Annotated in this window: 23 protein-coding genes and 3 pseudogenes; 14 read left to right on the top strand and 12 right to left on the bottom strand. The window is 47.2% G+C overall.

Annotated features, from left to right (window positions below; all coding sequences use genetic code 11):
* The first annotated feature begins 7 nt into the window (after window positions 1-7).
* The 5 genes from IB222_RS26225 to IB222_RS26205 all read left to right on the top strand — a co-directional run bounded on the left by IB222_RS26225 (window position 8) and on the right by IB222_RS26205 (window position 4508).
* Entirely contained in the window at window positions 8-451 is a 444-nt protein-coding gene (locus tag IB222_RS26225) for an H-NS family nucleoid-associated regulatory protein (RefSeq protein ID WP_050296640.1), read from the top strand.
* Entirely contained in the window at window positions 420-701 is a 282-nt protein-coding gene (locus tag IB222_RS26220) for a hypothetical protein (RefSeq protein ID WP_050296641.1), read from the top strand. The genes IB222_RS26225 and IB222_RS26220 overlap by 32 nt, the downstream gene beginning before the upstream one ends.
* Before the next feature lie 701 nt (window positions 702-1402).
* Window positions 1403-3238, top strand: coding sequence for a TraM recognition domain-containing protein (locus tag IB222_RS26215; protein ID WP_095661765.1), 1836 nt, complete (start codon window positions 1403-1405; stop codon window positions 3236-3238).
* A gap of 9 nt (window positions 3239-3247) precedes the next feature.
* Window positions 3248-3994 carry a MobC family replication-relaxation protein gene (mobC, locus tag IB222_RS26210; RefSeq protein ID WP_040118352.1) on the top strand — a complete coding sequence of 249 codons (747 nt, stop codon included), beginning with the start codon at window positions 3248-3250 and terminating at the stop codon, window positions 3992-3994.
* Window positions 3987-4508, top strand: a complete 522-nt coding sequence (locus IB222_RS26205; protein WP_040118353.1) for a phospholipase D family protein — start codon at window positions 3987-3989, stop codon at window positions 4506-4508. The genes mobC and IB222_RS26205 overlap by 8 nt, the downstream gene beginning before the upstream one ends.
* A gap of 44 nt (window positions 4509-4552) precedes the next feature.
* On the opposite strand, the gene IB222_RS26200 is transcribed toward IB222_RS26205, so the two are convergent.
* Together IB222_RS26200 and IB222_RS26195 are read right to left on the bottom strand one after the other, a co-directional pair.
* Window positions 4553-5308, bottom strand: a complete 756-nt coding sequence (locus tag IB222_RS26200) for a hypothetical protein (protein WP_223240927.1) — start codon at window positions 5306-5308, stop codon at window positions 4553-4555.
* Between the two features lie 587 nt (window positions 5309-5895).
* Window positions 5896-6846: a zincin-like metallopeptidase domain-containing protein gene (locus IB222_RS26195; protein WP_040118355.1), complete on the bottom strand. Its 951-nt coding sequence runs from the start codon at window positions 6844-6846 to the stop codon at window positions 5896-5898.
* Between the two features lie 370 nt (window positions 6847-7216).
* Between IB222_RS26195 and IB222_RS26190 the strand changes: the two genes are divergently transcribed.
* Window positions 7217-7936, top strand: coding sequence for a hypothetical protein (locus tag IB222_RS26190; protein WP_095661767.1), 720 nt, complete (start codon window positions 7217-7219; stop codon window positions 7934-7936).
* 202 nt (window positions 7937-8138) lie between these two features.
* Here IB222_RS26190 and IB222_RS26185 read toward each other — a convergent pair whose 3' ends face one another.
* The 3 genes and pseudogenes from IB222_RS26185 to IB222_RS26175 all read right to left on the bottom strand — a co-directional run bounded on the left by IB222_RS26185 (window position 8139) and on the right by IB222_RS26175 (window position 10880).
* Window positions 8139-9668, bottom strand: a complete 1530-nt coding sequence (locus IB222_RS26185; RefSeq protein ID WP_050880444.1) for an SIR2 family protein — start codon at window positions 9666-9668, stop codon at window positions 8139-8141.
* A 311-nt stretch (window positions 9669-9979) separates the two neighbouring features.
* Window positions 9980-10319: pseudogene (locus IB222_RS26180) on the bottom strand (zincin-like metallopeptidase domain-containing protein); the annotation flags it as partial.
* Between the two features lie 75 nt (window positions 10320-10394).
* Window positions 10395-10880, bottom strand: a complete 486-nt coding sequence (locus IB222_RS26175) for a type III toxin-antitoxin system ToxN/AbiQ family toxin (RefSeq protein WP_051918079.1) — start codon at window positions 10878-10880, stop codon at window positions 10395-10397.
* Between the two features lie 910 nt (window positions 10881-11790).
* On the opposite strand from IB222_RS26175, the gene IB222_RS26170 reads away from it, so the two are divergent.
* The 3 genes from IB222_RS26170 to IB222_RS26160 all read left to right on the top strand — a co-directional run bounded on the left by IB222_RS26170 (window position 11791) and on the right by IB222_RS26160 (window position 13821).
* Entirely contained in the window at window positions 11791-12780 is a 990-nt protein-coding gene (locus IB222_RS26170) for a recombinase family protein (protein WP_044715113.1), read from the top strand.
* A gap of 154 nt (window positions 12781-12934) precedes the next feature.
* Window positions 12935-13555 carry a ParA family partition ATPase gene (gene parA / locus IB222_RS26165; RefSeq protein ID WP_044715110.1) on the top strand — a complete coding sequence of 207 codons (621 nt, stop codon included), beginning with the start codon at window positions 12935-12937 and terminating at the stop codon, window positions 13553-13555.
* 38 nt (window positions 13556-13593) lie between these two features.
* Window positions 13594-13821, top strand: a complete 228-nt coding sequence (locus IB222_RS26160) for a plasmid partition protein ParG (RefSeq protein ID WP_044715105.1) — start codon at window positions 13594-13596, stop codon at window positions 13819-13821.
* 15 nt (window positions 13822-13836) lie between these two features.
* On the opposite strand, the gene IB222_RS26155 is transcribed toward IB222_RS26160, so the two are convergent.
* A protein-coding gene (locus IB222_RS26155; RefSeq protein WP_223216367.1) for an IS1 family transposase occupies window positions 13837-14534 on the bottom strand; the annotation gives its coding sequence in 2 pieces (ribosomal slippage) (window positions 13837-14285 and window positions 14285-14534; 699 coding nt in all).
* A 281-nt stretch (window positions 14535-14815) separates the two neighbouring features.
* On the opposite strand from IB222_RS26155, the gene mrkA reads away from it, so the two are divergent.
* The 5 genes from mrkA to mrkF all read left to right on the top strand — a co-directional run bounded on the left by mrkA (window position 14816) and on the right by mrkF (window position 20354).
* Window positions 14816-15424 carry a type 3 fimbria major subunit MrkA gene (gene mrkA, locus IB222_RS26150; protein WP_188238272.1) on the top strand — a complete coding sequence of 203 codons (609 nt, stop codon included), beginning with the start codon at window positions 14816-14818 and terminating at the stop codon, window positions 15422-15424.
* Window positions 15425-15519: 95 nt separating this feature from the next.
* Window positions 15520-16221 carry a type 3 fimbria chaperone MrkB gene (mrkB, locus tag IB222_RS26145; RefSeq protein WP_000820818.1) on the top strand — a complete coding sequence of 234 codons (702 nt, stop codon included), beginning with the start codon at window positions 15520-15522 and terminating at the stop codon, window positions 16219-16221.
* A gap of 11 nt (window positions 16222-16232) precedes the next feature.
* Complete coding sequence (gene mrkC, locus IB222_RS26140) at window positions 16233-18719, top strand: type 3 fimbria usher protein MrkC (protein WP_087831148.1); 2487 nt, start codon at window positions 16233-16235, stop codon at window positions 18717-18719.
* A complete protein-coding gene (gene mrkD / locus IB222_RS26135; RefSeq protein ID WP_188238273.1) occupies window positions 18710-19705 on the top strand; it encodes a type 3 fimbria adhesin subunit MrkD in 996 nt (331 codons plus the stop codon). The genes mrkC and mrkD overlap by 10 nt, the downstream gene beginning before the upstream one ends.
* Before the next feature lie 13 nt (window positions 19706-19718).
* Window positions 19719-20354, top strand: a complete 636-nt coding sequence (mrkF, locus tag IB222_RS26130) for a type 3 fimbria minor subunit MrkF (protein ID WP_000677445.1) — start codon at window positions 19719-19721, stop codon at window positions 20352-20354.
* Window positions 20355-20388: 34 nt separating this feature from the next.
* Here the strand turns inward: mrkF and IB222_RS26125 are convergent.
* The 6 genes and pseudogenes from IB222_RS26125 to repA form a co-directional block, all read right to left on the bottom strand.
* Window positions 20389-20487 (bottom strand): annotated as a pseudogene (locus IB222_RS26125) (EAL domain-containing protein); the annotation flags it as partial.
* A 288-nt stretch (window positions 20488-20775) separates the two neighbouring features.
* Window positions 20776-21798: pseudogene (locus IB222_RS26120) on the bottom strand (IS110-like element IS5708 family transposase).
* 286 nt (window positions 21799-22084) lie between these two features.
* On the bottom strand, window positions 22085-22453 hold the full coding sequence (locus tag IB222_RS26115) for a hypothetical protein (protein WP_032677090.1): 369 nt from the start codon (window positions 22451-22453) through the stop codon (window positions 22085-22087).
* Window positions 22454-22786: 333 nt separating this feature from the next.
* The gene (locus IB222_RS26110) at window positions 22787-23071 is read right to left on the bottom strand and encodes a type II toxin-antitoxin system RelE/ParE family toxin (protein ID WP_000277490.1); all 285 of its coding nucleotides are present in this window, start codon (window positions 23069-23071) and stop codon (window positions 22787-22789) included.
* The gene (locus IB222_RS26105; RefSeq protein ID WP_000124732.1) at window positions 23064-23306 is read right to left on the bottom strand and encodes a type II toxin-antitoxin system ParD family antitoxin; all 243 of its coding nucleotides are present in this window, start codon (window positions 23304-23306) and stop codon (window positions 23064-23066) included. The genes IB222_RS26110 and IB222_RS26105 overlap by 8 nt, the downstream gene beginning before the upstream one ends.
* Before the next feature lie 572 nt (window positions 23307-23878).
* Complete coding sequence (gene repA / locus IB222_RS26100) at window positions 23879-24796, bottom strand: plasmid replication initiator RepA (RefSeq protein WP_064645521.1); 918 nt, start codon at window positions 24794-24796, stop codon at window positions 23879-23881.

Here is a 24796-nt window from a genome sequence, read left to right as displayed (position 1 = left end):
TTTCATTATGTCAGACATTAAATATCAAGATGTTTACACCTATCTATCCTCTGGTCGCAATATGAACCAGTTTATTAAACGGTGCGACTACGCGCTATTAACCGACCTGCAAAATAAACTTGAGGTGCATATCAGCGAGTGGGAGGCGCAGCAGGAAAAAGAACAAGAAGCCATTCAATTACGCAACGAAAAGCGCAGCGAGTTATTAGCACTGATTGTCAGTGAGGGTTTTTCACCAGAAGAATTAATAACCGCAGCGGCGATAAAAACAAAATCCCGCCGCCGGATGAAATATCAGTACAGAGACGGTGACTCCATTAAAAAATGGTCTGGTGTTGGTCGGGTTCCGCGTTCAATTCAGGAACGGTTAAATTCAGGTGCAACGTTGGATGATTTTTTAATTGCAGAGGAAATCAAAAATGAAAACCAGAATAAAACACCCCACAATTAAAGATGCTGTATATATAGCAGAGTCTGTTATTTCAAGAATGGAACATAGCGCAGGGCGACGCTGTGGTTTACACGATACTTTATACAACCAGTTTCTTTCCGAGGAAATACATGAATTCGCTGACAGCCTGAATAATGATGAACGGGGTAAGTTTATAGAAATCGCCTCCACACTACATCCACACATAAAAGAATACGACTCGTATAAAACAAATACTATATTAAACAAAATCCGCAAAGAGGAAATGTGATGTTATTTGTTTTGATCGTTCAATTTTGAAAAATTGCTAACGATGGTTTTAACTTATCGTTCAATTCAGAATGAATTGTTAACGGGAAGTGGATTGAGGCAGCTAAATTCAATTTTGAAAAAATTGTTAATTTGGCGTCGCCGAAACCACTAACGAGCGTTCACCCCCAGTGAACCGAGTTAGTTGGGGGGAGCCGAATAAATTTTGCCGCCCCAGCGAGCAAAAAGCTATCGCCCACGATAGCGGTTTATTTGGGGGGCATAGCCCCGCAAACCGTCCAAGCTTAGGAGCATTATTCGAGGAACGAGAATAATACGACTTTGCGCGTGACCACCCCCGTTACGAGTAGTGATTTCCGATATTTTGAGACGAAGGCGAAAAAATAGAGGTCAAAATCACTTCGTAAGGGGGGTGGTCACGCGTAGCGTGGACGGTTTGCCGCACTTGACCTTTGGGGGTTTTGGCGTGGCGTCCAGCCGCGACATTACCCCCTTGTCTCATGAAATAAGGGCGTCCAGCCCGCATGTAATGAGACATGCTTTTGTTGAGGGGACTCTAGCCCCCTCAACATGCCCGCCTGCGGGCATAGCTTTAACGCTCTCAGATCCCCATACAACTCGGTGAATCCACTCGGTGACAGCTTGTCACCGAGTGGATTCACCGAGATAGCTCACCGAAAGAAACCATTCAAAGGTTAAGACATGCTTAATAAAATCACAGAGAAGCTAATGCCCATAGTCGATAACGCCACGGCGTTCTTCGGCTATATGCAACAGCATCAGCTATTGTTAGCTTTGTTATCAGGACTGACACTACCCTTTATTGTCCCGTTAAAGCGGGATGAACACGAAAAAGCACCAATATGGCAGCGTGTTATTATCTGCTTCTCACTCTTATGCTTTATTTTTGGCACAATATCACCGGCTACCTCTTACGTACTTCGCTTTCTATACCCGGCAAGACTGGAAGTAAGTACGCCAGTAATTTTGTGGGCGATATTGATTTCATTTACTGTGGTCGGCGTGATATTTCATTACGTTGCACGCCGCGCCCTCTCACCAGAGATTGACAAACTCAAAAGGAAGATGGTTAAAAAAACCAGTCTGGAAAGAAATACGCGTACTGATGTGCGAGAAATAAAAGCATTACTTCCCACAACTGAAAAATATGACCCCGAGCAATTCATTGATTTAGCAAAAGGCGTATTCATCGGCCTTAATGAAAACAGAGACCCGCAATATATTCCTCTCAGTGACTGGCAAAAACAACATGCCGATGTCATTGGTACAACGGGTGCAGGTAAAGGCGTGGCAACAGGGTTACTTATTTACCAGAGTATTTTAGCAGGTGAAGGTGTTTTTGAAATGGATCCGAAAAATGACGAATGGGCACCTCACTTAATAAGGAAAGCGTGTGAAGATGCAGCAAAGCCTTTCTACCTTATTGATTTAAATAAGCCGGAATATCAGCTAAACCTTATCGATGGCATTACAGCAGAACATTTAGAGGAACTTTTTATTGCGGGGTTTAGCCTAGCAGAAAAAGGAGAGGCCGCCGACTTCTATCGTATCGACGACCGCAGAGCCGCACGGGCGACCGCGCAACTAATTAATGAAAATCCAACCGCTACTATCCGCGATTTGTTTAACAGCGATTTCGTGCAGAGTATTGCCGAAACGATTAAAGGATTCTTCGGTAAAATAGAGGAGCTGGCTTTATTAAACTCCATTAATGCCCCGGAGGGGTTAGCATTAAAAAAGATTTTTGACGACGGCGGTTGCTGTTACATCATCGGTTCAATGCGCAACAGTAAAGTGATCGCAACTCAACGCATGATTTTAGTACGGTTAATGCAGCTTGCTGAGTTACGCGACCGAATCAATACCACGCCACGCCCGATTGCTATTCACCTGGCCGAACTAAAATACCATTTATCACGGCCTGCGCTTGAGGGATTAGGTGCTGCCCGAGATAAAGGCGTGCATATCATTATGGATCACCAGTCCGTTGCCGATTTACGCGACTGCCCCGCCGATTTAAACGGCGACGCCGTGGTGGGTGCCGTAGTGGAAAACGCCAAATTTAAACTGGTTTATAAACTGCAAGACCCCGACACCGCGTTATGGGTGGCAAAAATGTCCGGTACGATTTTAGTGGACGATGAAAGTCGCAAAGCAAAAACCAATCGGGTACTGACCGAAGTAATAGACGACGAGCGCACAATCCGACAGGCGGAGCGTTTTTATATCGACAGCAACATGCTGTTAAACCTGCCTCCGTTCGTCAGCTATATTTTCACGGCCACAGAGTTACCCCGAGCCTCCCTTATCTCACCCTTGAAAGTGAAAAAACAGCCGCTACAGGTTTATGACGTCACGCCGATCACACCCATCTCGATTAAAAAGCCGCTCGATTTTACTGAAGCACCCGCAACCCAGACGGCACCCGTTTTAGTGGCGGCAGAAAAAAACAGAACAGCCGAGTTAGCGCCGGTTGAGCCGGTTGTTGAAACGTCTTCTTTTGATTTTGATGAATAAGGGAATGCCATGTTGATAAGTAGCGATAAAGAACGCAAAGGCCGTAACAGTGAAAAAATGGCACAGCTTCTTAATTTTTTGAAAGAAGAAACCTACAGCGATTTTGACACGCTAAAACAACTCTTTAGGTATAAGGCACATCAACCACTTTACCTTCTGCTCGATAAACTGGAAGGAATGGGGCTTATTCAAAAATATGTTTTCGTCTCTCGCCTCGGCAGTCTCACGCTGTGGGGAATAACCCAGGATGGGATCGCCGTCGTACTCAGCCCCGAAGACAAGATTTTCCCCGCCCGATTTGAACCGGCGAAGTTAAAAGGCTGGAGCCTCGATCACCATCTGGATAATCAACTGGTACACCTTACGCTGGCACAAAAAGGCGCGATGGACTGGATTAACGGAGACCGTAACACCTTTTTAAATCAGTTTAAGGTGAAGCACCGGCCTGACGGATTAATCACGCTGCCAAATGGCAAACGGATCGCCATTGAAACGGAACGTAGCTTAAAAACAAAAGCCCGCTATCAGCAAATTATCGCCAGCCACCTGAGAGCGAGAACAGAAAATCTCTGGTTTTTCGTGTTCTACATCGTGCCGGATGAACAAAAGAAACGGGCATTAATGCTGCTGTTCGACACGATAAAACAGGTTATCGAAAACAGCCAACATGTCACGCTGGAAGCAAAGCACCGCAACGTGTTCCGCTTTTATACAATGGATGAACTAAAATCCCTGGAATTAAATAACTATGCGTAAATCAATCCTTTTCGCGTTGGTCATAACCCTTTCCCCGCCAGTGATGGCTACTTTAACTGTGGGTTTTTCTCCCGCCACCACAGATCAGCAAAGCGCCTTAGAAGTGGTGTTAAGCACTATCAATGGCGCAAAGCGTAGCGTGGATGTTGCGGCTTACAGCTTCACCAGTAAGCCAATTGCGGCGGCGCTCGTCGCCGCAAAAAATCGTGGTGTATCAGTCCGGGTTGTAGCCGATGAGAAGGCCAACAATGACAGATACACTGCTGTTACGTTTCTAGCTAATCAGAGTGTGCCGGTTCGCCTTAATGCGCGTTACGCCATCATGCACAATAAGTTTATGGTGGTGGATGGTGACACGGTGCAAACCGGCTCATTCAATTACACCGCCAGCGCTAACAGTCGTAATGCTGAAAATGCGCTACTGGTGCAGAACGCCCCGGCACTGGCGGGAACGTATCAGGCTGAGTTCAACCGGCTTTGGAGTGAATCAATAGCTCAAACCAGCCATTACTAAAAAATGCAGATATCATTGAAGCCCTTCGCCATCGATGGGCTTCATCAGAAATAATCACTAAGCAATTGTTCTTTCCAATCATCTTTATCACTTGAGAGATAATGAGGTTTCCATTCCAAGATCTCCCAACCACAAACCAAAAACTTAATGGAGAAACGTTCATCGTAATTACCAATTGAGTTTGAACCTACACTTACTTTTTCAACCAATCCCACCGAATTAAGAAACGCAATAGCAACCATAATCTCTTGATATGAAAGGCGTAACTTATCTTTAATCGTTTTTAAGGTTACAGCTGAGTACACCTTACCGCCTGACCTGATCATTAGTAGATAAATAAAAATTTTCAGAGAGTTTAACTCAAGAATATTTCTATTACTCATTGATTCAAAAGCAGTTATCCTACCATTTTCATCCACAAGGCCTTTATAAGGGAGTTTGCACCAATGGCCGTAAGATGTATGGAAAGGTGCTGGTACACGTTTCTTATCCTCTAGCTTACAGTTGAGTAAGATGTAGCGTTTTTTCCTCTCTCCGAGAGTCTCAATCACCCCGGTTGATTCGAGATAACGCAATCCTTCGCTGATCAACCTCCGACTCAATGAGCAAAGTTGAGTGAACTGGTCATAAGTTATTGAAGCGCTATACCCTCCCTGGTCATCCACTTCGGATTTCAAACAAAGAAGAATAAAAATTTTCAAGGATGCCACCCCAGTGGAAACCTTGTTTTTCTTTATATTTTTCAGAACATTACAATCCCTCATTACATAATAAGGCATTGGTTTCCATAAGGGAGTCATATCAACGACCTGAGACTAAGAAGTAAACAAGCATAAGGACTGTCGTACATAAAATTAGTCGACAAAGATTGTCAGAGATTTTCGCGACTCGCTCCAGTAATTTTACCTTATTTTCTAAAGACATAAGCATTCTCCATAAATTTTCATCGTTGCGTTTTTACGAAGTATGCCCCTTTACTTAAAAGACTATAAGTCTTTTAAGTAAAGTCTTTCTAGAATAAAAGAAATAACATATTATATTTATATCAATTAGTTAGCATTAAATTATAGTTCACGAAGTTACTGTTATAGTTCATTAATAATAAAAATTCGAAGCCCTGAACAGGAAGGCTTCACCGTTCAACCGGCGAAAGGCCATTATTCAATGAATTTGAACTCTCTTTCTCCTCTTCCCGCGTTACCCACAACTCTACAATCGAACCCATAACGGCTTGTCCCGCCGTTAAGGGCGCTCCCGTTTGCTGGGATGGCTTGGCTGCCTCCCAGCTCACTGGCTATTTCTCATGTAGATTTGTGGATAACGCTTCCTCATGTGTCCTACTTCAGAAAACCATTATTAATAGCCCCATTGCGGGGCTGTTTACTCCTTAAAAATCCATCAAATAGCGGTGTGCTTTAGAAGCGGCACTTGCAGCTTTAAAAATAAAGCGCTTGTCACCTTTCAACGCTTCCAGCCAGGAGGCTATGTAATTTTCGTGCTGTACTTCCCCGTAAATACTCAGATCAGCCATTAAAAATGCGCTTCCCAGCTCCGCGATCAGTTCTTCAAAGGCATATCCCGCAGATCCAAACTTCCCACCCTTCTCACGGTTTAAACGGTTTTTTGCTCCGCTCCAGTGAACAAGTTCATGCAAGCCGGTAGCGTAAAAATTTGCTGCATCAGTAAAGAGATGACGCTCTGGCATCCAGATCTCATCTGTTGATGGTCTGAAAAAAGCCTGTTGGCCACGCTCAGTAATTTTCGCGCCTGTACGCTGGAACAGTGCTTCAACTTGCGGCAGCGGATCGAATTCTGCCACCGGCTGCGGTGCGGTTTTTTCTTCCAGAGTCAGCCCTTCTATTTGTTCAGCGTTAAAAACGGTGAATGATTTCAGCATTGGGATTTTTTCAACCTCACCCGCCTCGGTTTCCTTCTCAAGCATCTTGTAGAAAATGGCCGTTGTACCCTTCTCCCCCTTGCAAACCTGAGCGCCCAACTCCTGAGCTTGTTTGTAAGTCAACCAGCGGGAATCTGTGAAGCCCTGCGCTGCTGCGCTGTACCACAGCATCATGATATTAATTCCGCTGTAGCTTGTGCCGGTGGTGAAGTTTGACGGAATACCTGACACCGCACCATTACGCTTCCACGGACACACCCACGGCTTAACCCCCGTTTCTAACGCTTCGATGATGCTGTCAGTCACAACCTGGTAAACATCTGGTTTGGCTTTGCCTTTAGAAAATTTCGTTTTTGAGGAGCCTGACTGCTCCAGCGGGGATGCGCTGGTCGCCGGTGCGGGATTAGGGACGCTTGTTTGGGTATGCAGGTTCATAGTCATGGTTGTTTCTCCGTCAGTGTGAATTTCGTCTTCGTATCGCCTGACGGTTCGGCCTCCCCGGAGTCGTTCTGGCCAGCAAGGGCGCGAAGCGGCTATGCATTACCTTGCTGACCAGGTTGTGACGGGTAACGATTACCGGAAGCTGATATGAAGAAGAAAGACTCACAGGAGAAAATGACGGCGAGCATACTCGAACTTAGCGCCCCTTATGCCGTAGCGGTGAAATGCCGTTGTGTCAGCGATGGAAGCCCGGAGGGGTGAAACAGCTCGCTTGGCTCAATGCGGAAGCACGACGTAGCGCCCGGACACCACAGACATGAATAATGACTTGTGATATAAATAATTGACTTTTACATTGAGGATTTAAACTATGGAATGGCCGAAGGTATTTAGTGATGTAGGGGATGATATAAGAAAAAAAGCATTCGAAAAATTCGACGTGGAAGCAATTACAAAAACAACATTACTTCCCGGACAGGAAAAGACTGGCTACCATAAACGGAAACTGACAACCGACTATTATATTTTCATCTTTACCGATCGTGAAGATAAGAAAAAACAAGGTTCTTTTTGTTGTGGTGTTCATGCGTCCAAAGGATGGTTTGAACTTAACGGACAAAACGCCCACAATATAGCATCTTACAACCCCCTAACCGGGGAAAGCTCTGGCGACGTAGGCAAAGTTGGTACGAGGTCAACTACAGCTATCAACCACCCAAAAGCAAATAAAGAAAAGAAACAATTAATTAATATATTACAAACATATATTGCACTTACCGATAGCATAACAAGTACTAAAGAAGGTGAATCCACAGCGGTGAAAATACTAAAAAAACTGATAACCCATCCATCAAACTCACCTGAAAGATCCGAAATAAGAGCCGTGAACACATTACTCTATAAAACCTTTACTGACATTAAATACAAACAGCATGACATAACAAAATACTCTGAATTAGTTTTATTCAAAGAAAACTCATTAGGAATAACGATAAAAAGCATACCGGTAAGTTATTTTAATGAGAACATTAAAAATAATAGAGAATCAAAACACTCTGATTATGTATACCCTAATCCACCTTCATTTTAAAATAAGCGTTAAGTAAAGCCTCTTACGTACATAGGCTTTACTTACACTCGAACCAGTAAAACATGTTACAAAATAATAAGTAATAGAAGAAAATGGACAGCATAATTTTTTAAATATCAGACGGTGTCATTTATAAAATCGCCCATTCCCCAAACCTAATAATTGATGGCACTACCTCTTCAGTAATACCATTCACACAAATTCAACCAGGCAAAACCAGCGGTTGTTTACGAGCTTTTGGTAACGGTGCTTTGAGATCATAGAGACACAACAATCGACGATAGTCTGTGCATTTCTTATCTTCAAAATTAATTAAAAAAGACTTAAACACACTAAGTGGCAGAATATCTCTATACGCAGAGTAGAATACTAAAGAGCATTGCTTACTTATTGAGTAACTCCCTTCATAGATCTCTTCCAAATTATCATAATCAACTTTGCAAGACTGTGGTGTTCTGTTAAAAACCTCGTCAACTTTTTCTTTTTGCCTCCGCTTACAAGCTTCAATATTATTAAGTTCGGGACATATCCCCCCAAAGGCATAAAATGGGAAGTGTTGCGATTTACTTACCTGTTGTTTATTTAACAAAAGAATTAATTGATAATTTTCTTCGTCTAAAATCTTAAAGTAATTCTGCATCATTTCTGATGTTGTTTGATATTCATACTTAACAGTTTTTGATGTGCCAATAGCCAAAACCATATCACCGTTATTTAATGAATCAATATCCTCTGTAATACTTACTTTTATATTACCTCCGCTACGAATCTCCCCCCAAACACGTTGCACCTTCCTAATATCCATTGCTGAAACAGGTAATAATAGGCTAGATATTGCTTCATAGATAACGTCAAATGCATTTGTTTTTATCTTATTTATTCGTATCGTAGAAAGCCCTTCAATATCAATATCATGCTCAACCACATCTTGTGATTCAGACTCTGAATCAAACTCTATAAGTAAAAAATTTCGCCTGATTTGCTCAGCCATTTCACTACGAGGATCCACACAAGAAAAAATTGTTTTTAAAATATTTTTTATATTATTATCACTAATGCTATAGCCAATAAAAATAATTGGATTATGAATAAAAAGTGAAAGTAACTGAGCGCGAATTAATTCATATTTATCATTGAAATTTACATAGTCATTTTCAGTAATAATCATCCCTTCAGAATCAGTAACACAACCGTGAATCTTATATACTGAACCATAAGGATTACTAAGCAATATATTATTGCCAATCAACGGGGAGAACTCAAAAGTTTTTTCGATAAGCAGGTCATAATTAGTTGTTATAACAGAACCAATATTTTTCCTTGCCTTGGCCAGTAATTTTATTTCTTCTTCCACATCGTCTTTTAAAGTTGTATCCCTAAGAAGATGCGCCAGATACATTTTGAACCTACTTCTTCCATGCCCCCCTTCATTCATATCTTTGTAAAACTCATCATTAATAAATTCGAACTCACCATGCCTATCCTTTCCTAGAGCTTGATTGAAAAGTTCTTCGATATCACTAGCCACTTTTTCATAATTCGTTTTAGCTTCTATTTGATGGCGATATCTAATATCATAATAGTCTTCAACGTTACCGGTTAGATCGATAACCACCTTTTTTAATAGGGCATCCCAACTATACGACTGGGTTAAATACCGAAGGCTAAAACCAGTACCAACGAATAAAACTGGATGATTTTTATAATTATTAACAAACTCATTTATATTCATGCTGAACTCACCCTCATTAACCTTCAACTTGAGCCACGCCTCAAGTCCCCAAACGATAATCTAACATTTTTTTAAGAAGTACCGTAATCTTGCTTTCTCTATAAAAATTCATTCAAAAATATTTATGTACAACTAACCTAGCCGTACGACTTATCCACCGTTTCTGTGGATAACGCTACATCTTGTGTGCTGAACAGCAACTGTTGATACTAGATGTAGTGCCGAACGGGGCAGGTTCCGATAAACCGTGGGGGTGCGTTATGCCCTGCCCCGATTCGGCCAACGGATTTTGGTGCCGTATAAGTATATCCCGCCGAACCAAACTTCCCACCCTTCTCACGGTTTAAACGGTTTTTTTGCTCCGCTCCAGTGAACAAGTTCATGCAAGCCGGTAGCGTAAAAATTTGCTGCATCAGTAAAGAGATGACGCTCTGGCATCCAGATCGCATCTGTTGATGGTCTGAAAAAAGCCTGTTGGCCACGCTCAGTAATTTTCGCGCCTGTGCGCTGGAACAGTGCTTCAACCTGCGGCAGCGGATCGAATTCTGCCACCGGCTGCGGTGCGGTTTCTTCTTCCAGCGTCAGCCCTTCTATTTGTTCAGCGTTAAAAACGGTGAATGATTTCAGCATTGGGATTTTTTCAACCTCACCCGTTTGGATAAATTCTTACCTAACAATGTGCATAATTGCACATTGTTAGGTATTGGTGGTGGAGGGGATAGAGCGTTATGGGGTGAACGATTTGAAATTGGCTTCTAAATCATCAAAGCAACAACTGACATCAACAAAATGAGCCTGTTTTTTAGTGCGCACTAAATCGTGTAATTTGATTGCTCTGGCTTCGATATCAGCTTGATGGATTTTGATATATTCGTGCTGCTTCTTTAGTAGATTTTTGTATTTTACATCTACATTATCTACATCTAGTAAAGTAACCTCATTATCCAGTACAGGTATCATGTAATTTAGATTAATGACACCAAGAAATTCAGTACCATCTTTTCTGTTGTAAATTTTGAAGGCTGTAGGTTTAGAGTTATTGATTCGTTCTAACTGAGGTTTTGGTGATGATAAAGGAGCTATATAGCTCACGCCATTAACTTCAATAACGACGCCAATGAATGGGCGGCTACCATTATAATTATCCGGCACCTTTCCATCGATTGTTTTTAGGTAAGATATATACCTATCGGAAACGATGTAAAACTTCACTTTCTTCCCTCACATCCACGGATGAAAAAAAAGCGGCCTGAGCCGCTTTTCGTCCCGCACTTAAGGTAGCGAATCACCTGGATTTTCGTCCCGCACTTAAAGGTAGCGAATCACCTGGATTTTCGTCCCGCACTTAAGGTAGCGAATCACCTGGATTTTCGTCCCGCACTTAAGGTAGCGAATCACCTGGATTTTCGTCCCGCACTTAAGGTAGCGAATCACCTGGATTTTCGTCCCGCACTTAAAGGTAGCGAATCACCTGGATTTTCGTCCCGCACTTAAAGGTAGCGAATCACCTGGATTTTCGTCCCGCACTTAAAGGTAGCGAATCACCTGGATTAATCACCGATACATCAAACCTTCTTTGTACCGACACCCCAATATTAGAACTCTATTATTCTATTTGCAACTTTATTGTTTAGCTAAACCTATAGACTAAGTTTTCGCCGATACATGTAACTTATTGTTTAATATGTATTTATTAAAGATTGCCGCATGTAATACCTATACTCTAACTTATCATCAAATTCCTTCGTTCGCGCATCTACGCTGGGTACCTCATCAGTGCATAAATGGATACACAGGTGACTCTGTCCAGGCGGCTAGGTGTAAACCTACTGACGTAATGCACTCTCGATAGCCACAGCTCAGTGTTACGTTTAAATTCAGTAAAATAGACTTATCCACCGTTTCTGTGGATAACACTACATCTTGTGTGCCGCCTAGCTCGGATCGATACTATATGTAGTTCCGGGCAGGGCAGATTCCGATCAACCGTGGGGGTGCGTTCTACCCTGCCCCGCTTCGGCCAGCGGATTTTGGTACTGTATAAGTATACCTTCCTCGTACCACTGCAAGCTGGTACTGTTTAAACACACACGACACACTTAAACAGAACCGGTTCTCAAAAATGACCCAAACAGTACCGACCTGCTTTGTTCGCGCTTATCTTCGTGCCTCCACGTCCGAACAGGATGCATCACGAGCACGTAGCTCTATCGATACTTTCGCCACTGAGCACGGGCTGGCCATCTGTAACTATTATATTGAAAATGAGTCAGGTTCACGCCTGGAACGTCCTGAGCTTTTCCGGCTGCTGAAAGACTGTCGGCAGCGCGACATCTTACTTATTGAAGATGTTGACCGCCTTTCACGACTGGCCGGGAATGACTGGATCACGCTCAAGAAAATGATTGCCAGGAAAGATATAAGAGTCGTGGCCGTTAATGTTCCCACTACCTGGCTGCATTTATCTCCGGGGCTGACCGATTTTGATAACCGGATGTTTTCGGCCATCAATGACATGCTGCTCGATATGCTGGCCGCAGTGGCCAGACGCGACTATGAGCAGCGGCGGGAACGCCAGAAACAGGGGATCGCCAAAGCAAAAGCTGAGGGCAAATACCAGGGCAGAAAGGTTAACCAACATCGCTATGATGCCATTAACCGGCTGCTGGCCAGCGGCAGCTCCTGGAGCCAGGTTCAGAAGACCATCAATTGCAGTCGTGGCACCATTAGCCGGGCGATTAAACAGTGTCCCCCAGTTACAGCCCTCCCCTCTCTTTCCGGGCAGTCTGAGAGTGCTACCGCATTTTCCGTGACAGCCACACTGTGGGTGCCGGTGCAGAACGGCAGCAAATTTACCCGTGGGAAGAAAAAGGTCAGAGAAGATATTGCCTGGCTGGTTGAGTGCGACTATGACGGAAAGGTGTTGGACAACAATGAGTACAGCCTGATTTTTACGTATAGCGATGAGGCCGATTTGAAAGAGCAGATTGACGAACTTTTCGACGAGATATACCGCACAGCTGAGATACGTAACTGCGTGGTCGATGATATGACGCTAACCAATGATGCAACTAATCAGGGCTGGAATGAATACGATGGAGGTTGGCAATAATCTATTGAGAGAAGCCTAAACCAAAATTCCCGCCAGTTCCAACACTCAAAAAAAACACTCATATACTCATTTACACATAAAAAACACATTTACTCATTTGTGTTTTTGTGTATAATTAAACTCAAATGAGTAAACACACAAATGAGGTTTAGACATGAAAATTATCGCGTTCCTCAACCCTAAAGGTGGCTCCGGTAAAACGACTGCAACAATCAACGTCAGTAGCTGCCTTGCCAGTTCGGGTAAAAAAATTGCAGTTGTAGATACAGACCCACAGATGAGCCTGACTAACTGGAATAAAGCAGAGAAAGCAGCATTCGATGTTTACACCGCAGCATCAGAGAAAGACGTTTACCAGGTAAGAAAAGATCTGGCTGAATATGACTTTGTGATTATTGATGGAGCCGGTTCTCTGTCAGTTATTACTTCCGCAGCGGTGATGGTCAGCGACCTGATTATCATCCCGGTAACACCCAGCCCTTTGGATTTTTCCGCTGCCGGTTCTGTCGTCACGGTACTGGAAGCCCAGGCTTATAATCGTCCGGTAGAAGCTCGATTCCTCATCACACGGAAAATCGAACAAGCCACCATGCTTAACGTTCTGAAAGATAGCATTGCTCAGACGGGTATTAAGCCGTTTAAAACTGCGATCACACAACGCCAAAGTTACGTTAAATCCGTCATGGAGGGTGAGAGCGTTTTCGATACCAACGATGGAGCAGCAAAGGGCGAGATAGCCATTCTGACGCGAGAAATACTCGAATCATTTGAGTAAAAACTCATATACTCATTTCAGCATATTAGAGGTTATGTATGGCACTAACTAAGCAACATACATCAAAAACAATGAGTTTCGGTGAGCATCGAGATCTTGAAAAAGTCGTCAATAGCACACCCACGGGAAAGCAAAAGAGAGTCAACGTTAACTTTGATGAAGAGATACATACCCGCTTCAAAGCTGCGTGTGCAAAACAAGGTACATCTATTACTGATGTGATAAAGGATTTGGTCGATAATTGGCTGAAAGAAAATGACAAGTAAGGTAATGACTCCAACTTATTGATAGTGTTTTATGTTCAGATAATGCCCGATGACTTTGTCATGCAGCTCCACCGATTTTGAGAACGACAGTGACTTCCGTCCCAGCCTTGCCAGATGTTGTCTCAGATTCAGGTTATGTCGCTCAATGCGCTGAGTGTAACGCTTGCTGATTACGTGCAGCTTTCCCTTCAGGCGGGATTCATACAGCGGCCAGCCATCCGTCATCCATACCACGACCTCAAAGGCCGACAGCAGGCTCAGAAGACGCTCCAGTGTGGCCAGAGTGCGTTCACCGAAGACGTGCGCCACAACCGTCCTCCGTATCCTGTCATACGCGTAAAACAGCCAGCGCTGACGTGATTTAGCACCGACGTAGCCCCACTGTTCGTCCATTTCAGCGCAGACAATCACATCACTGCCCGGCTGTATGCGCGAGGTTACCGACTGCGGCCTGAGTTTTTTAAGTGACGTAAAATCGTGTTGAGGCCAACGCCCATAATGCGGGCGGTTGCCCGGCATCCAACACCATTCATGGCCATATCAATGATTTTCTGGTGTGTACCGGGTTGAGAAGCGGTGTAAGTGAACTGCAGTTGCCATGTTTTACGGCAGTGAGAGCAGAGATAGCGCTGATGTCCGGCAGTACTTTTACCGTTACGCACCACGCCTTCAGTAGCTGAGCAGGAGGGACAACTGATGGAGATGGAGGCCACGGGAGCACCTCAAAAACACCATCATACACTAAATCATTAGGTTGGCAGCATCACCGAAAAAATGTATATTTGTCGGCGAATAAATAGCATTCTTTGACGCCGATAGCACCAGCGAACTTATATTTTTAGGTTCGTTACCTGACGCCTTAAATATTGCGGCTCCCGGTCAGTCGAAGATTCTATTAGCAGTGGCATAAATCAGCATCGCCTGATGTTTCTGGTTCTATGCGAATTCACAGTGTGCTCATTGATTCGTAATTCACTCTGACAAGGAAATGGCAATGAAAAAGGTTCTTCTCTCTGCAGCAATGGCAACCGCGTTTTTTGGCATGACTGCTGCCCATGCAGCTGATACCACTGTTGGCGGCGGCCAGGTTAATTTCTTCGGTAAAGTTACCGATGTATCCTGTACTGTTTCCGTTAACGGCCAGGGCAGCGATGCGAACGTTTACCTGTCTCCGGTAACCCTGACTGAAGTTAAAGCGGCAGACCCGGATACTTACCTGAAACCGAAATCTTTCACCATTGACGTCTCTAACTGCCAGGCTGCTGATGGCACTAAACAGGATGACGTAAGCGAACTGGGCGTGAACTGGACCGGCGGTAACCTGCTGGCTGGCGCAACCCCCAAACAACAGGGCTACCTGGCGAACACCGAAGCTTCCGGTGCTCAGAACATCCAGCTGGTGCTGTCTACTGACAACGCTACCGCGCTGACCAACAAAATCATCCCGGGTGACAGCACTCAGCCGGAAGCGAAAGGCGACGCTTCCGCTGTAGCTGATGGCGCGCGTTTCACCTACTACGTAGGCTACGCCACCAGCGCGCCGACCACGGTAACCACCGGTGTGGTTAACAGCTACGCGACTTACGAAATTACTTACCAGTAATTCCGTCAGAAAATAAAACTGCCCCGCGATGGGGCAGTTAATAACAATAATAAAGCGGCAATGTCCGCCGCTTGTATTTTTATTCTGAGGTCAGCATGAAGCGTATTGCCCTTTTTTTCTGTTTCATTTTTAGTTTTGCGGCCCATGCCAACAATATTATTGTTAACGGTACCCGCTTTATTTATCCAGGAAATGAAAAAGAAATAACGGTACAGCTTTCAAATAACGCCGACCGTCCGGCGCTGGCGCAGGCCTGGCTGGATAACGGCGATGCCGATGCCACACCGGATACCATTACCACCCCGTTTATTATCACCCCGCCGATTTCGCGCGTTGACGCCAAGAGCGGCCAGACGCTGCGTATTAAGCTCGGTAGCAGCGCCGGTCTGGCGAAAGATAAAGAGACGCTGTGGTGGCTGAATCTGCTGGAAATTCCGCCGGTGGTGGCCAATCAGAAAAATGAAGGCCAGAACGTGCTGCAGCTGGCGATCCGTTCGCGCTTTAAATTTATTTATCGTCCTGCCGGACTGGGCAACCGCGATGCGGCGGCCGAGAAGCTGACCCTGACCGCCAGCGGCAGTAGTCTCGCCATCAACAACCCGACGCCGTTCTACATTACCGTCAGCCGTATTTCCCGCGACGGCGGTAAAGCCCTGAACAGTAAAACCGTGATGCTGGCGCCGCAGTCCAGCCAGACGGTGGCGCTCTCCTCCGCCGTCAACCGCGGCGAAACCCTGACCGTTAACAACATTAATGACTATGGCGCCGATGTCGCAGTGAAAGTGGCCGTTAAATAAGGGAAAAGCTAATGAAGCAGAGGTCATTCTGCCCGGGAAGATTAAGCACCGCGATCGCCATCGTGCTGTGCTGCTTTCCGCCATTTTCCAGCGGACAGGAAAACCCGGGAACGGTATATCAGTTTAACGACGGCTTTATTGTCGGCAGTCGCGAAAAGGTCGATCTGTCGCGCTTTTCGACCAGCGCGATTACCGAAGGCACTTACTCCCTTGACGTCTACACCAACGACGAGTGGAAAGGGCGCTACGATTTACGCATCGCGCGCGATAAAGATGGTCGGCTGGGCGTCTGCTACACCAAAGCGATGCTGGCCCAATATGGCATCGCGGCGGAAAAGCTCAATCCGCAGCTGAGCGAGCAGGAGGGCTACTGCGGTAGCCTCAAATCCTGGCGCAACGAAGAAAACGTCAAAGACAACCTGGTCCAGTCCTCCCTGCGGTTGAACATTTCGGTACCGCAGATCTATGAAGATCAACGCCTGAAAAACTATGTCAGCCCGGAGTTCTGGGACAAAGGTATTACCGCGCTCAATCTTGGCTGGATGGCGAACGCCTGGAACAGCCATACCTCTTCGGTAGGCGGGTCGGATAACAGCAGCGCCTATCTGGGCGTCAACGCCGGTCTGTCGTGGGACGGCTGGCTGCTGAAGCACATCGGCAACCTGAACTGGCAGCAGCAGCAGGGTAAAGCGCACTGGAACAGCAACCAGACCTATCTCCAGCGCCCTATCCCACAGCTCAACTCCATCGTCAGCGGCGGGCAGATTTTCACCAATGGTGAATTTTTCGACACTATCGGTCTGCGCGGGGTTAATCTTTCCACCGATGACAATATGTTCCCGGACGGCATGCGCTCGTATGCTCCGGAAATTCGCGGCGTGGCGCAGAGCAACGCCCTCGTCACTGTGCGCCAGGGCAGCAATATTATCTATCAGACCACCGTTCCGCCCGGACCGTTTACCCTGCAGGATGTCTATCCTTCCGGCTATGGCAGCGATCTTGAGGTCTCGGTGAAAGAAGCGGATGGCTCGGTAGAAGTGTTTAGCGTGCCTTACGCTTCCGTCGCCCAGCTGCTGCGTCCGGGAATGACCCGCTACGCGCTCTCCGCCGGTAAAGTGGACGACAGCGCGCTGCGCAACAAGCCGATGCTCTATCAGGCGACCTGGCAGCACGGGATCAACAATCTGTTGACCGGCTACACCGGGGTCACCGGTTTTGACGACTATCAGGCCTTCCTGGTGGGGACAGGGATGAACACCGGCATCGGCGCGCTCTCTTTTGACGTCACCCATTCGCGGTTGAAGAGCGATGCCCATGATGACTCGGGTCAGAGCTATCGCGCGACCTTTAACCGCATGTTTACCGATACCCAGACCAGCATCGTGTTGGCGGCGTATCGCTACTCGACGAAAGGTTATTACAACCTCAACGACGCGCTGTACGCCGTCGATCAGGAAAAAAATAGTCGCAGCAACTACACCCTGTGGCGGCAAAAAAACGGCATGACCTTCACGGTGAACCAGAACCTGCCGGACGGCTGGGGCGGGTTTTATCTCAGCGGCCGTATCTCCGATTACTGGAACCGCTCCGGGACCGAGAAGCAGTATCAGGTCAGCTACAACAATTCATTTGGTCGTCTCTCCTGGTCGGCGAGCGCGCAGCGCGTCTATACGCCAGACAGCTCCGGTCATCGTCGCGACGATCGTATTTCACTCAACTTCAGCTACCCGCTGTGGTTTGGCGATAACCGCACCGCCAACCTGACGTCGAACACCTCGTTCAATAACTCGCGCTTTGCCAGCTCGCAGATTGGTATCAACGGTTCGCTGGACAGTGAAAACAACCTTAACTACGGCGTGTCGACCACCACCGCCACCGGCGGTCAGCATGATGTGGCGCTCAACGGCAGCTACCGTACGCCATGGACCACCCTCAACGGCAGCTACAGCCAGGGCGAAGGCTATCGTCAGAGCGGCATTGGCGCCAGCGGGACGATGATCGCCCACAGCGGCGGCGTGGTGCTCTCACCGGAAAGCGGCTCGACGATGGCCCTGATTGAAGCCAAAGACGCGGCCGGGGCGATGCTTCCGGGATCGCCGGGCACCCGTGTGGACAGCAATGGTTACGCCATCCTGCCGTATCTGCGCCCGTACCGGATTAACGCCGTGGAAATCGACCCGAAAGGCAGCCATGACGACGTGGCCTTCGATCGCACCGTGGCGCAGGTTGTGCCGTGGGAAGGCAGCGTGGTTAAGGTCGCGTTCGGCACTAAGGTGCAGAACAACCTCACCCTGCAGGCGCGCCAGGCGAACCACGAGCCGTTGCCGTTTGCGGCAAGTATTTTCTCCCCCGACGGCAAGGAGATCGGCGTTGTCGGCCAGGGCAGCATGATGTTTATCAGCGATGCGAACGCCAAACGCGCGATTGTGAAGTGGAGCGGCGGGCAGTGTTCGGTGGATCTGGGACAGCAAACAACAAAGGATAGCGTATGTCGCTGAGGAAATTACTAACGCTTTTTATCGTCTTAATGGCGCTGGGAACCACCTCGTCCTGGGCCTCCTGTACGCGTCTCTCATCGCCAACGGTGATGCTGGACATGGTGGTGGGCAGGGTGGTGGTGCCCTCGGATCTGCCGGTGGGCTCGGTGATCCTTACCCGCGACTGGACGCCGAGAGCTCCCGGCGGGGCAAACTATAGCTGTACTTCCGGCACCAACCGCTTTGCGGCGAAGATCGTGTCGCCAGGGGCCACGGACCTTGGAAATAAAATCTACTCCACCAACGTGCCGGGAATCGGCATGCGTTTCAGCCGCGGCGGCGAAACGGTAAATATCGTCTATCCCGACGTCTTTTCGTCCCGGATATATAACACCACCAGCTATTCCCTCGAAGGGTCGCGCTTTACGCTGGAGATTATCAAAACCGCGGCAACCACCGGCAGCGGCACCCTGGCGGCGGGTAAGTACACCTCCTACGACTGGGAGAGCGGCGATAACCCGATCCTCGAAACCTATCTGAGCGCCAACGCCATCACCGTGGTCTCGCCCTCCTGTTCAGTGCTGAGCGGGAAAAATATGAATGTCGATGTGGGTTCCATCCGGCGCACCGACCTGAAAGGGGTCGGCACCACCGCCGGCGGGAAGGATTTTAATATCGACCTGCAGTGCAGCGGCGGCCTGAGTGAAACGGGATATGCCAACATTAGCACCTCGTTCTCCGGTACCCTGGCCACCAGCACTACCGCTACCATGGGCGCCTTGCTGAATGAAAAAGCCGGCAGCGGGATGGCGAAAGGCATTGGCATCCAGGTGCTGAAGGATGGCTCCCCGCTGCAGTTTAATAAGAAATACACCGTCGTCCGCTTGAATAATCAGGAGACCCGCTACATCACCATACCGCTGCACGCGCGTTTTTATCAGTATGGCCCGACGACCAGCACCGGCGAGGTGGAGTCGCATATGATCTTTAACCTGACGTACGATTAATACGGGAGGGGGAATGAAGGGATTGCCGAAAAACACTATCGCGTGGCTGCTATTTTGCGGCAGCCTCGCCGCCCCCTCGGCGTGGGGTTTTGAGACCAATTACGATCGCGGACGGGTCGATTTTGCCGGGCGGGTGACGGATATTTCCTGTAGCATCGCGCTAAACGGCGGCCAGCATGCCGGCAGCGGTAATGTCTGGCTGGCGCCGGTCAGCCTGGCGGAAGTCCACGATCGCGGTGCCGGGGCGTTTATGAAACCGCAGCCGTTTACCCTGGCACTGTCAAACTGCCAGCTGCGCCATGATGGTGGGGCAGCCTCGCAGGATGAGGTGCGTCGGGTCAGCGTGCGCTGGGTCGATGGTTTTTTACTGACGGCGGTCGGTAACGAAAACGCCGGGTATCTGGCCAATACCTTGCCGGATGGAGCGCAGAATATTTATCTGGCGCTATCGACTAACGATAATAATACGCTGGATAAGAGTAATAAAATTGTCCCGGCGGACCCGCAGCAAAATCAGGTGCGTTTGCAGGAAAGCGCGGTCAGCGGCGGCCTGTTCACCTATTACGTTGGCTATGTTTCGCCAACGCCGAAAAGCGCCACCAGCGGGCCGATTACCAGCTGGGCAACGTGGGAATTAGTTTATAATTAAGTGACGTTAAAAAGCCGGGAATTCCCGGCTTTTTTTACATGGCAATATCATCGGCGACCAGTTGTTCAATACTGACTTCCCGCCAGTAATGTCCCTGGATAGCAAACCACTCCATTCCCTGCAGCCATTCTTGGGGTCCGCTTGGAATTCGGAAATTATCCTACTATAAGGGCTTCCCCGAACAGTCAACGCCGGTTTTTAATTTCTGTCTGTTCATCAATGAAAGGCAAGGGATAAGACTGCGCTACTATAAACGGTCATGCTGAATCGCTAGTGATTCGGACCCTGATGAAAGACGCTCGTGAGATCCTCCTTCGTTAATCGGATAGTGATATCCAGTAGGATATGCAGATACTTCTCACGGGGGTCTAACCCTTTACCATCAACAATTTACAGTTCAGTTACTACTCAGTTAAATTTTTCATGTTGTTGAATACAGTCTGAAGTCATCGCCGTAATGTAATGATGCCCAGCACAACCTCGCATTCTTGGCGGCGATTGCAACGACAGCACGCCAGTATCCCCGCCTACCAATCAACGAGCAGACCCAACGGCTAAACGGGTCCGTTCTATTCTCTGCCCCTACCATTACAGAACGGGCTCCTGGACCAGTAGGGTTCGCAGATAGGCATCACCCGCTTTTGTTATCCTGCCAAGCTTTGATTTTCCGCCACTACTGTATTGTGATGGCGTTAGCCCCAACCAAAGCTGCCAGTTGGCGCCCGTTCTTAAAATCATGGGCATTGCCAATACTGGCGACCAGCGCACTCGCTGTGGTGGGCCCAACACCTTTCAGTTCCATTAACTGCTGGCTGCGATGATCTGTTTTGGCCACACGAGATAATACCCTGTCATATTCGGCGATTTTCTCTTCAATATTAGTGACATGTGTCAATAGATCATCAATGCACAGCCTAACCTGTACTGGCAGAGTTTCCTTCTGGTCAGAAACAACATGACGCAGAGCATCAGTGCTTTGTGGGGCAATAACCCCGAATTCAGATATCAGGCCCCGAAGACGGTTATACGTTGCTGTTCTTTCCTGGATAAATCCCTGTCTTGTCCGATGTAAGCATTGCATTGCCTGCTGGCTTTCGTCTTTGACTGGTACAAAGCGCATATGCGGCCGCTGCACTGCCTCACAAATAGCTATTGCATCAGCTGCATCATTTTTCCCGGTCTTACCCGGCATGCGATAGGGTGAGACAAATTTCGGAGCCATCAACCGGACATCATGGCCATACTGCCTGAATAATCTTGCCCAATAGTGGGCACCCGAGCAGGCTTCCATTCCAATGACACAGGGAGGTAAACCAGCGATGAGTTCAGAAAGTGCTGCACGCGACACCTTGGGTTTAACCAGAACAGCTTTACCATTTTGGTCAATGCAGTGAACAGCAAACACATTTTTAGCAAGATCGATACCGACAGTGGTGATGGTCATAACGAATCCCTCTGGGTCAATGTTTATCCTATGATTGCACGAAAGTTAATCAGGCGCATATCTAGGGGAAGTCCCTTCCATTCGTTAAGCTTTTCAAGCTTAACGGGTGATTTCGTTCCATTGATCGGAAACCCCTGACCGCAAGGGATGTACGGAACTGTCAGGCTGTCCGTTTCTGGTTTTGCCTACTTTCGGACAGATCAACGGCATGGTGTACGTAATCGTTCGGTTTCGGACGTTTAAGTCACATGCACGTTAACTGTCGGTATTCATCGCCTCACTAGTACTACTCTGCTAGTTCATCATGTTCTTCGAGAGCATATTCAAAATCGGCAACAAGCAAGAAATTTTCTATCCTATAAGCCTGATTTAACTTAATTCGTTGGTATCTTTCGTTCAATAATCGCCATGCTGTTTTCCGTAGTACCATCGGTACGGATTCATCTTTTAAAGTACGCATGAGCACAGAACAGGTTGTCAGAAAAGCAGCGTCCTTACGTTTTCGGTAATACGCATCAGTCGAACAAACCGCAATGATCTCGATTGATTCAGGGTGATGACAGATAGCATTAACCGTAGTTTGTTCATGTATCTGTACCTTGAGTTCAGCCTGAATTTTTGATTGATGATACATAGCCTTGAGATAGCTAAACATGATTTCCCCATCAAACAGTAAGTCGTGTCAATTCCTAGAGTTAACACATTTCTGATCATGACTCACACGTTACGTTCAGTCGGTAGCCATCTGTGCAAAAAATGCGCTTAGCGTAGGATAATTTCCTTTTTCCAAGCGGACCCCTATTACTGATGTGATAAAGGACTTGGTCGATAATTGGCTGAAAGAAAATGACAGCCAAAAGACTCAAATGAGTAAAAACACATTAACTCAAAAACACACCTATCCTTACCGAGAACACTGATCTGGTGCATAAACTTTTTATGTGCCAGATCGGTGTTGGCCAAGCAAAGCGCGGCAGCGTGTTTAGACTTACAGTAAATGGCGTTTATGGTTCATCTGTTGGTGCAAAATACGCGCAATCAGAATATCCGTATCACGAACCGTATAAAAAATGGCATGTCGCTGAAATTCAATGCGCATCACACCAGGAACGGTATGGTAGTCACGTCCCATATCTGGCATTCCGGCCAGTGTCTCGAAAAATGCCTCAAGTGCGTCTGTATAATGGTCTGCCTGAGCTTCACCAAATTTCAAGAGCGTATAGTCATAAATCCCGGCGAAGTCGTCTGCTGCCCGTTCAGTGAGTTTATACACGATGTCTCAGTTTTCTTTGTGCTGCAATATCCCGCAGTGATAGCGAGCTTTCACCGCTTTCCAGCCCAGCAATAACAGCCTGACGAATAACTTCATCGTTTGTTTCCTGTTGCTCCAGCAATCGCAGCGCAGAACGCATAACTTCACTCGCAGAGCCGTAACGGCCACTGTCTATTAATCGACTAATAAACGAATCGAGTTGTTCGCCAATCGTAACGCTTGTTGTTCTGGCCATAACGCCCCCTGTGTTAACTATCAACACAATGATAGGAATACTTGCTCCTGGTGTCAACGAATACACCCAAACGGATTTCGCCCCCTTCCTGCTAGACTGGTTTTTTAGCTTACTTTTAGCGATGAAGTAGGTAAGGGCGAAAAGCGCCTTTTCGCTGCATTGCGTCTCGTTGACTCCATGCCTCCGGCTAAGGCCGGAGGTGCTACTTAAAGTCTTTTGGGGAGCATAGCGACCATGCCGAACCGGCGCGGCCATCTGGCCGCTGCAAGGGCGGTCATTATCGGTTTTCCCCGTTATCCACAGAACTTATCCAGCGAATAAGTAGATCTTTAATGAAGTTAAGTAGGTCGAAGACCTGATTGTTTTGCAGCTAACTATTGGTTGATTGCAGATAGTCCCATTTACCTATTTGCAGGTAAGTGTGCATAAAAGATATAACGCCGGTGTTGATTGGGGTTTTGACCAAATATCGGTGAGGTTATCGTGATAATGGTGACTAAAAAACGAGCTGTTTTAGCAGATGGACAACGAACATCCTCCGCAGGGAATCGGATTAGTAAAAAGAGGGCGGGTTAGTGAGGCGGGGCTGTGCCTGGCTGCTCCATATTTACCAGTTCAAGCTGGTAAAGCTGAGTCCAGACCATTTTTTCAAACTGCTGAGGGGTTAGATGGTGTATATCACCCTTCATATCACGGAAAATACGCTCGGCCACCTGACGCTTTCGCTCATCGAACGGTAATTCGGCCAGCTTACGCCGTTGTTTGCCCTCAATAGCGCGTGTACGGCGGCTGAGTATCGTCTGATGGCGGCAACGTTCATACCAGCGCTTACGGGCTTCTTTTACTGTCATAGCCTCACCGGGTTGTAGAATGCCGTCCTCAATAGCGCGTAGGCGTTCTTCTTGCTCGGCTCGTAGCTTGTCCATATCCACACCGGTAAGACGCCAGCCTTCTTCTGTAATGATTATATGCTTAGGAAAACGGCACCCGTTCACATAATCCCACTCAGTTTCAGGCGCAAGGACTATGCCAAACCTCGCCAATTCGTCTATCAGACGCGACACCCTGGATACCGTCACGGCAGTTTCAGGGATGATCTGGCCATCTTCATTCCGTGGACTGAGTTCTTCAGCCAGCTTAGTGATGTTGATAGTGACAATACCGGTAGCAAGATCGGCTTTGTTGACGAAAAGCACAAACAATGCATCGAGCAAACGCCGGCGTACTTCACGGAAAGCTCTTTTTCTGTCCGCGACAGGTCGCAAAAAAGTGAAGATTGGATCGGCAGAAACACGACGACGAATAACCCAGGCACCAGAGGTTTTGTCCTGGCTCATAAGGTTACGTAAGGCTCGACCATGCTGTTTACTGAGAGGTTTATAATGCGCCGGACGCACGTAGAGCGGTAACGGACATTTACAGGCTGTAGAATGTTCGCCACGATGACGCTTGTCTGGGTTTTGTTGGGTAGAATTTATCTGGTTATTCAC

Origin of the sequence: Citrobacter sp. C13, from assembly GCF_014596815.2 — a bacterium.
Lineage (GTDB): Bacteria > Pseudomonadota > Gammaproteobacteria > Enterobacterales > Enterobacteriaceae > Citrobacter > Citrobacter portucalensis.
Note: the sequence above shows the minus strand (reverse complement) of the source record. Positions and strands in the feature narration are given on the sequence as shown.

Bases quoted from the DNA above. Each gene is read 5' to 3' on its own strand.
- IB222_RS26170 (WP_044715113.1), top strand. From the start codon at position 11,791: ATGACCCAAACAGTACCGACCTGCTTTGTTCGCGCTTATCTTCGTGCC.
- parA (WP_044715110.1), top strand. From the start codon at position 12,935: ATGAAAATTATCGCGTTCCTCAACCCTAAAGGTGGCTCCGGTAAAACG.
- IB222_RS26215 (WP_095661765.1), top strand. From the start codon at position 1,403: ATGCTTAATAAAATCACAGAGAAGCTAATGCCCATAGTCGATAACGCC.
- IB222_RS26200 (WP_223240927.1), bottom strand. From the start codon at position 5,308: ATGACTCCCTTATGGAAACCAATGCCTTATTATGTAATGAGGGATTGT.
- mrkA (WP_188238272.1), top strand. From the start codon at position 14,816: ATGAAAAAGGTTCTTCTCTCTGCAGCAATGGCAACCGCGTTTTTTGGC.
- IB222_RS26220 (WP_050296641.1), top strand. From the start codon at position 420: ATGAAAACCAGAATAAAACACCCCACAATTAAAGATGCTGTATATATA.
- mrkF (WP_000677445.1), top strand. From the start codon at position 19,719: ATGAAGGGATTGCCGAAAAACACTATCGCGTGGCTGCTATTTTGCGGC.
- IB222_RS26190 (WP_095661767.1), top strand. From the start codon at position 7,217: ATGGAATGGCCGAAGGTATTTAGTGATGTAGGGGATGATATAAGAAAA.
- IB222_RS26205 (WP_040118353.1), top strand. From the start codon at position 3,987: ATGCGTAAATCAATCCTTTTCGCGTTGGTCATAACCCTTTCCCCGCCA.
- IB222_RS26195 (WP_040118355.1), bottom strand. From the start codon at position 6,846: ATGACTATGAACCTGCATACCCAAACAAGCGTCCCTAATCCCGCACCG.
- mobC (WP_040118352.1), top strand. From the start codon at position 3,248: ATGTTGATAAGTAGCGATAAAGAACGCAAAGGCCGTAACAGTGAAAAA.
- IB222_RS26225 (WP_050296640.1), top strand. From the start codon at position 8: ATGTCAGACATTAAATATCAAGATGTTTACACCTATCTATCCTCTGGT.
- mrkB (WP_000820818.1), top strand. From the start codon at position 15,520: ATGAAGCGTATTGCCCTTTTTTTCTGTTTCATTTTTAGTTTTGCGGCC.
- IB222_RS26115 (WP_032677090.1), bottom strand. From the start codon at position 22,453: ATGTTTAGCTATCTCAAGGCTATGTATCATCAATCAAAAATTCAGGCT.
- IB222_RS26185 (WP_050880444.1), bottom strand. From the start codon at position 9,668: ATGAATATAAATGAGTTTGTTAATAATTATAAAAATCATCCAGTTTTA.
- IB222_RS26160 (WP_044715105.1), top strand. From the start codon at position 13,594: ATGGCACTAACTAAGCAACATACATCAAAAACAATGAGTTTCGGTGAG.
- mrkD (WP_188238273.1), top strand. From the start codon at position 18,710: ATGTCGCTGAGGAAATTACTAACGCTTTTTATCGTCTTAATGGCGCTG.
- IB222_RS26105 (WP_000124732.1), bottom strand. From the start codon at position 23,306: ATGGCCAGAACAACAAGCGTTACGATTGGCGAACAACTCGATTCGTTT.
- mrkC (WP_087831148.1), top strand. From the start codon at position 16,233: ATGAAGCAGAGGTCATTCTGCCCGGGAAGATTAAGCACCGCGATCGCC.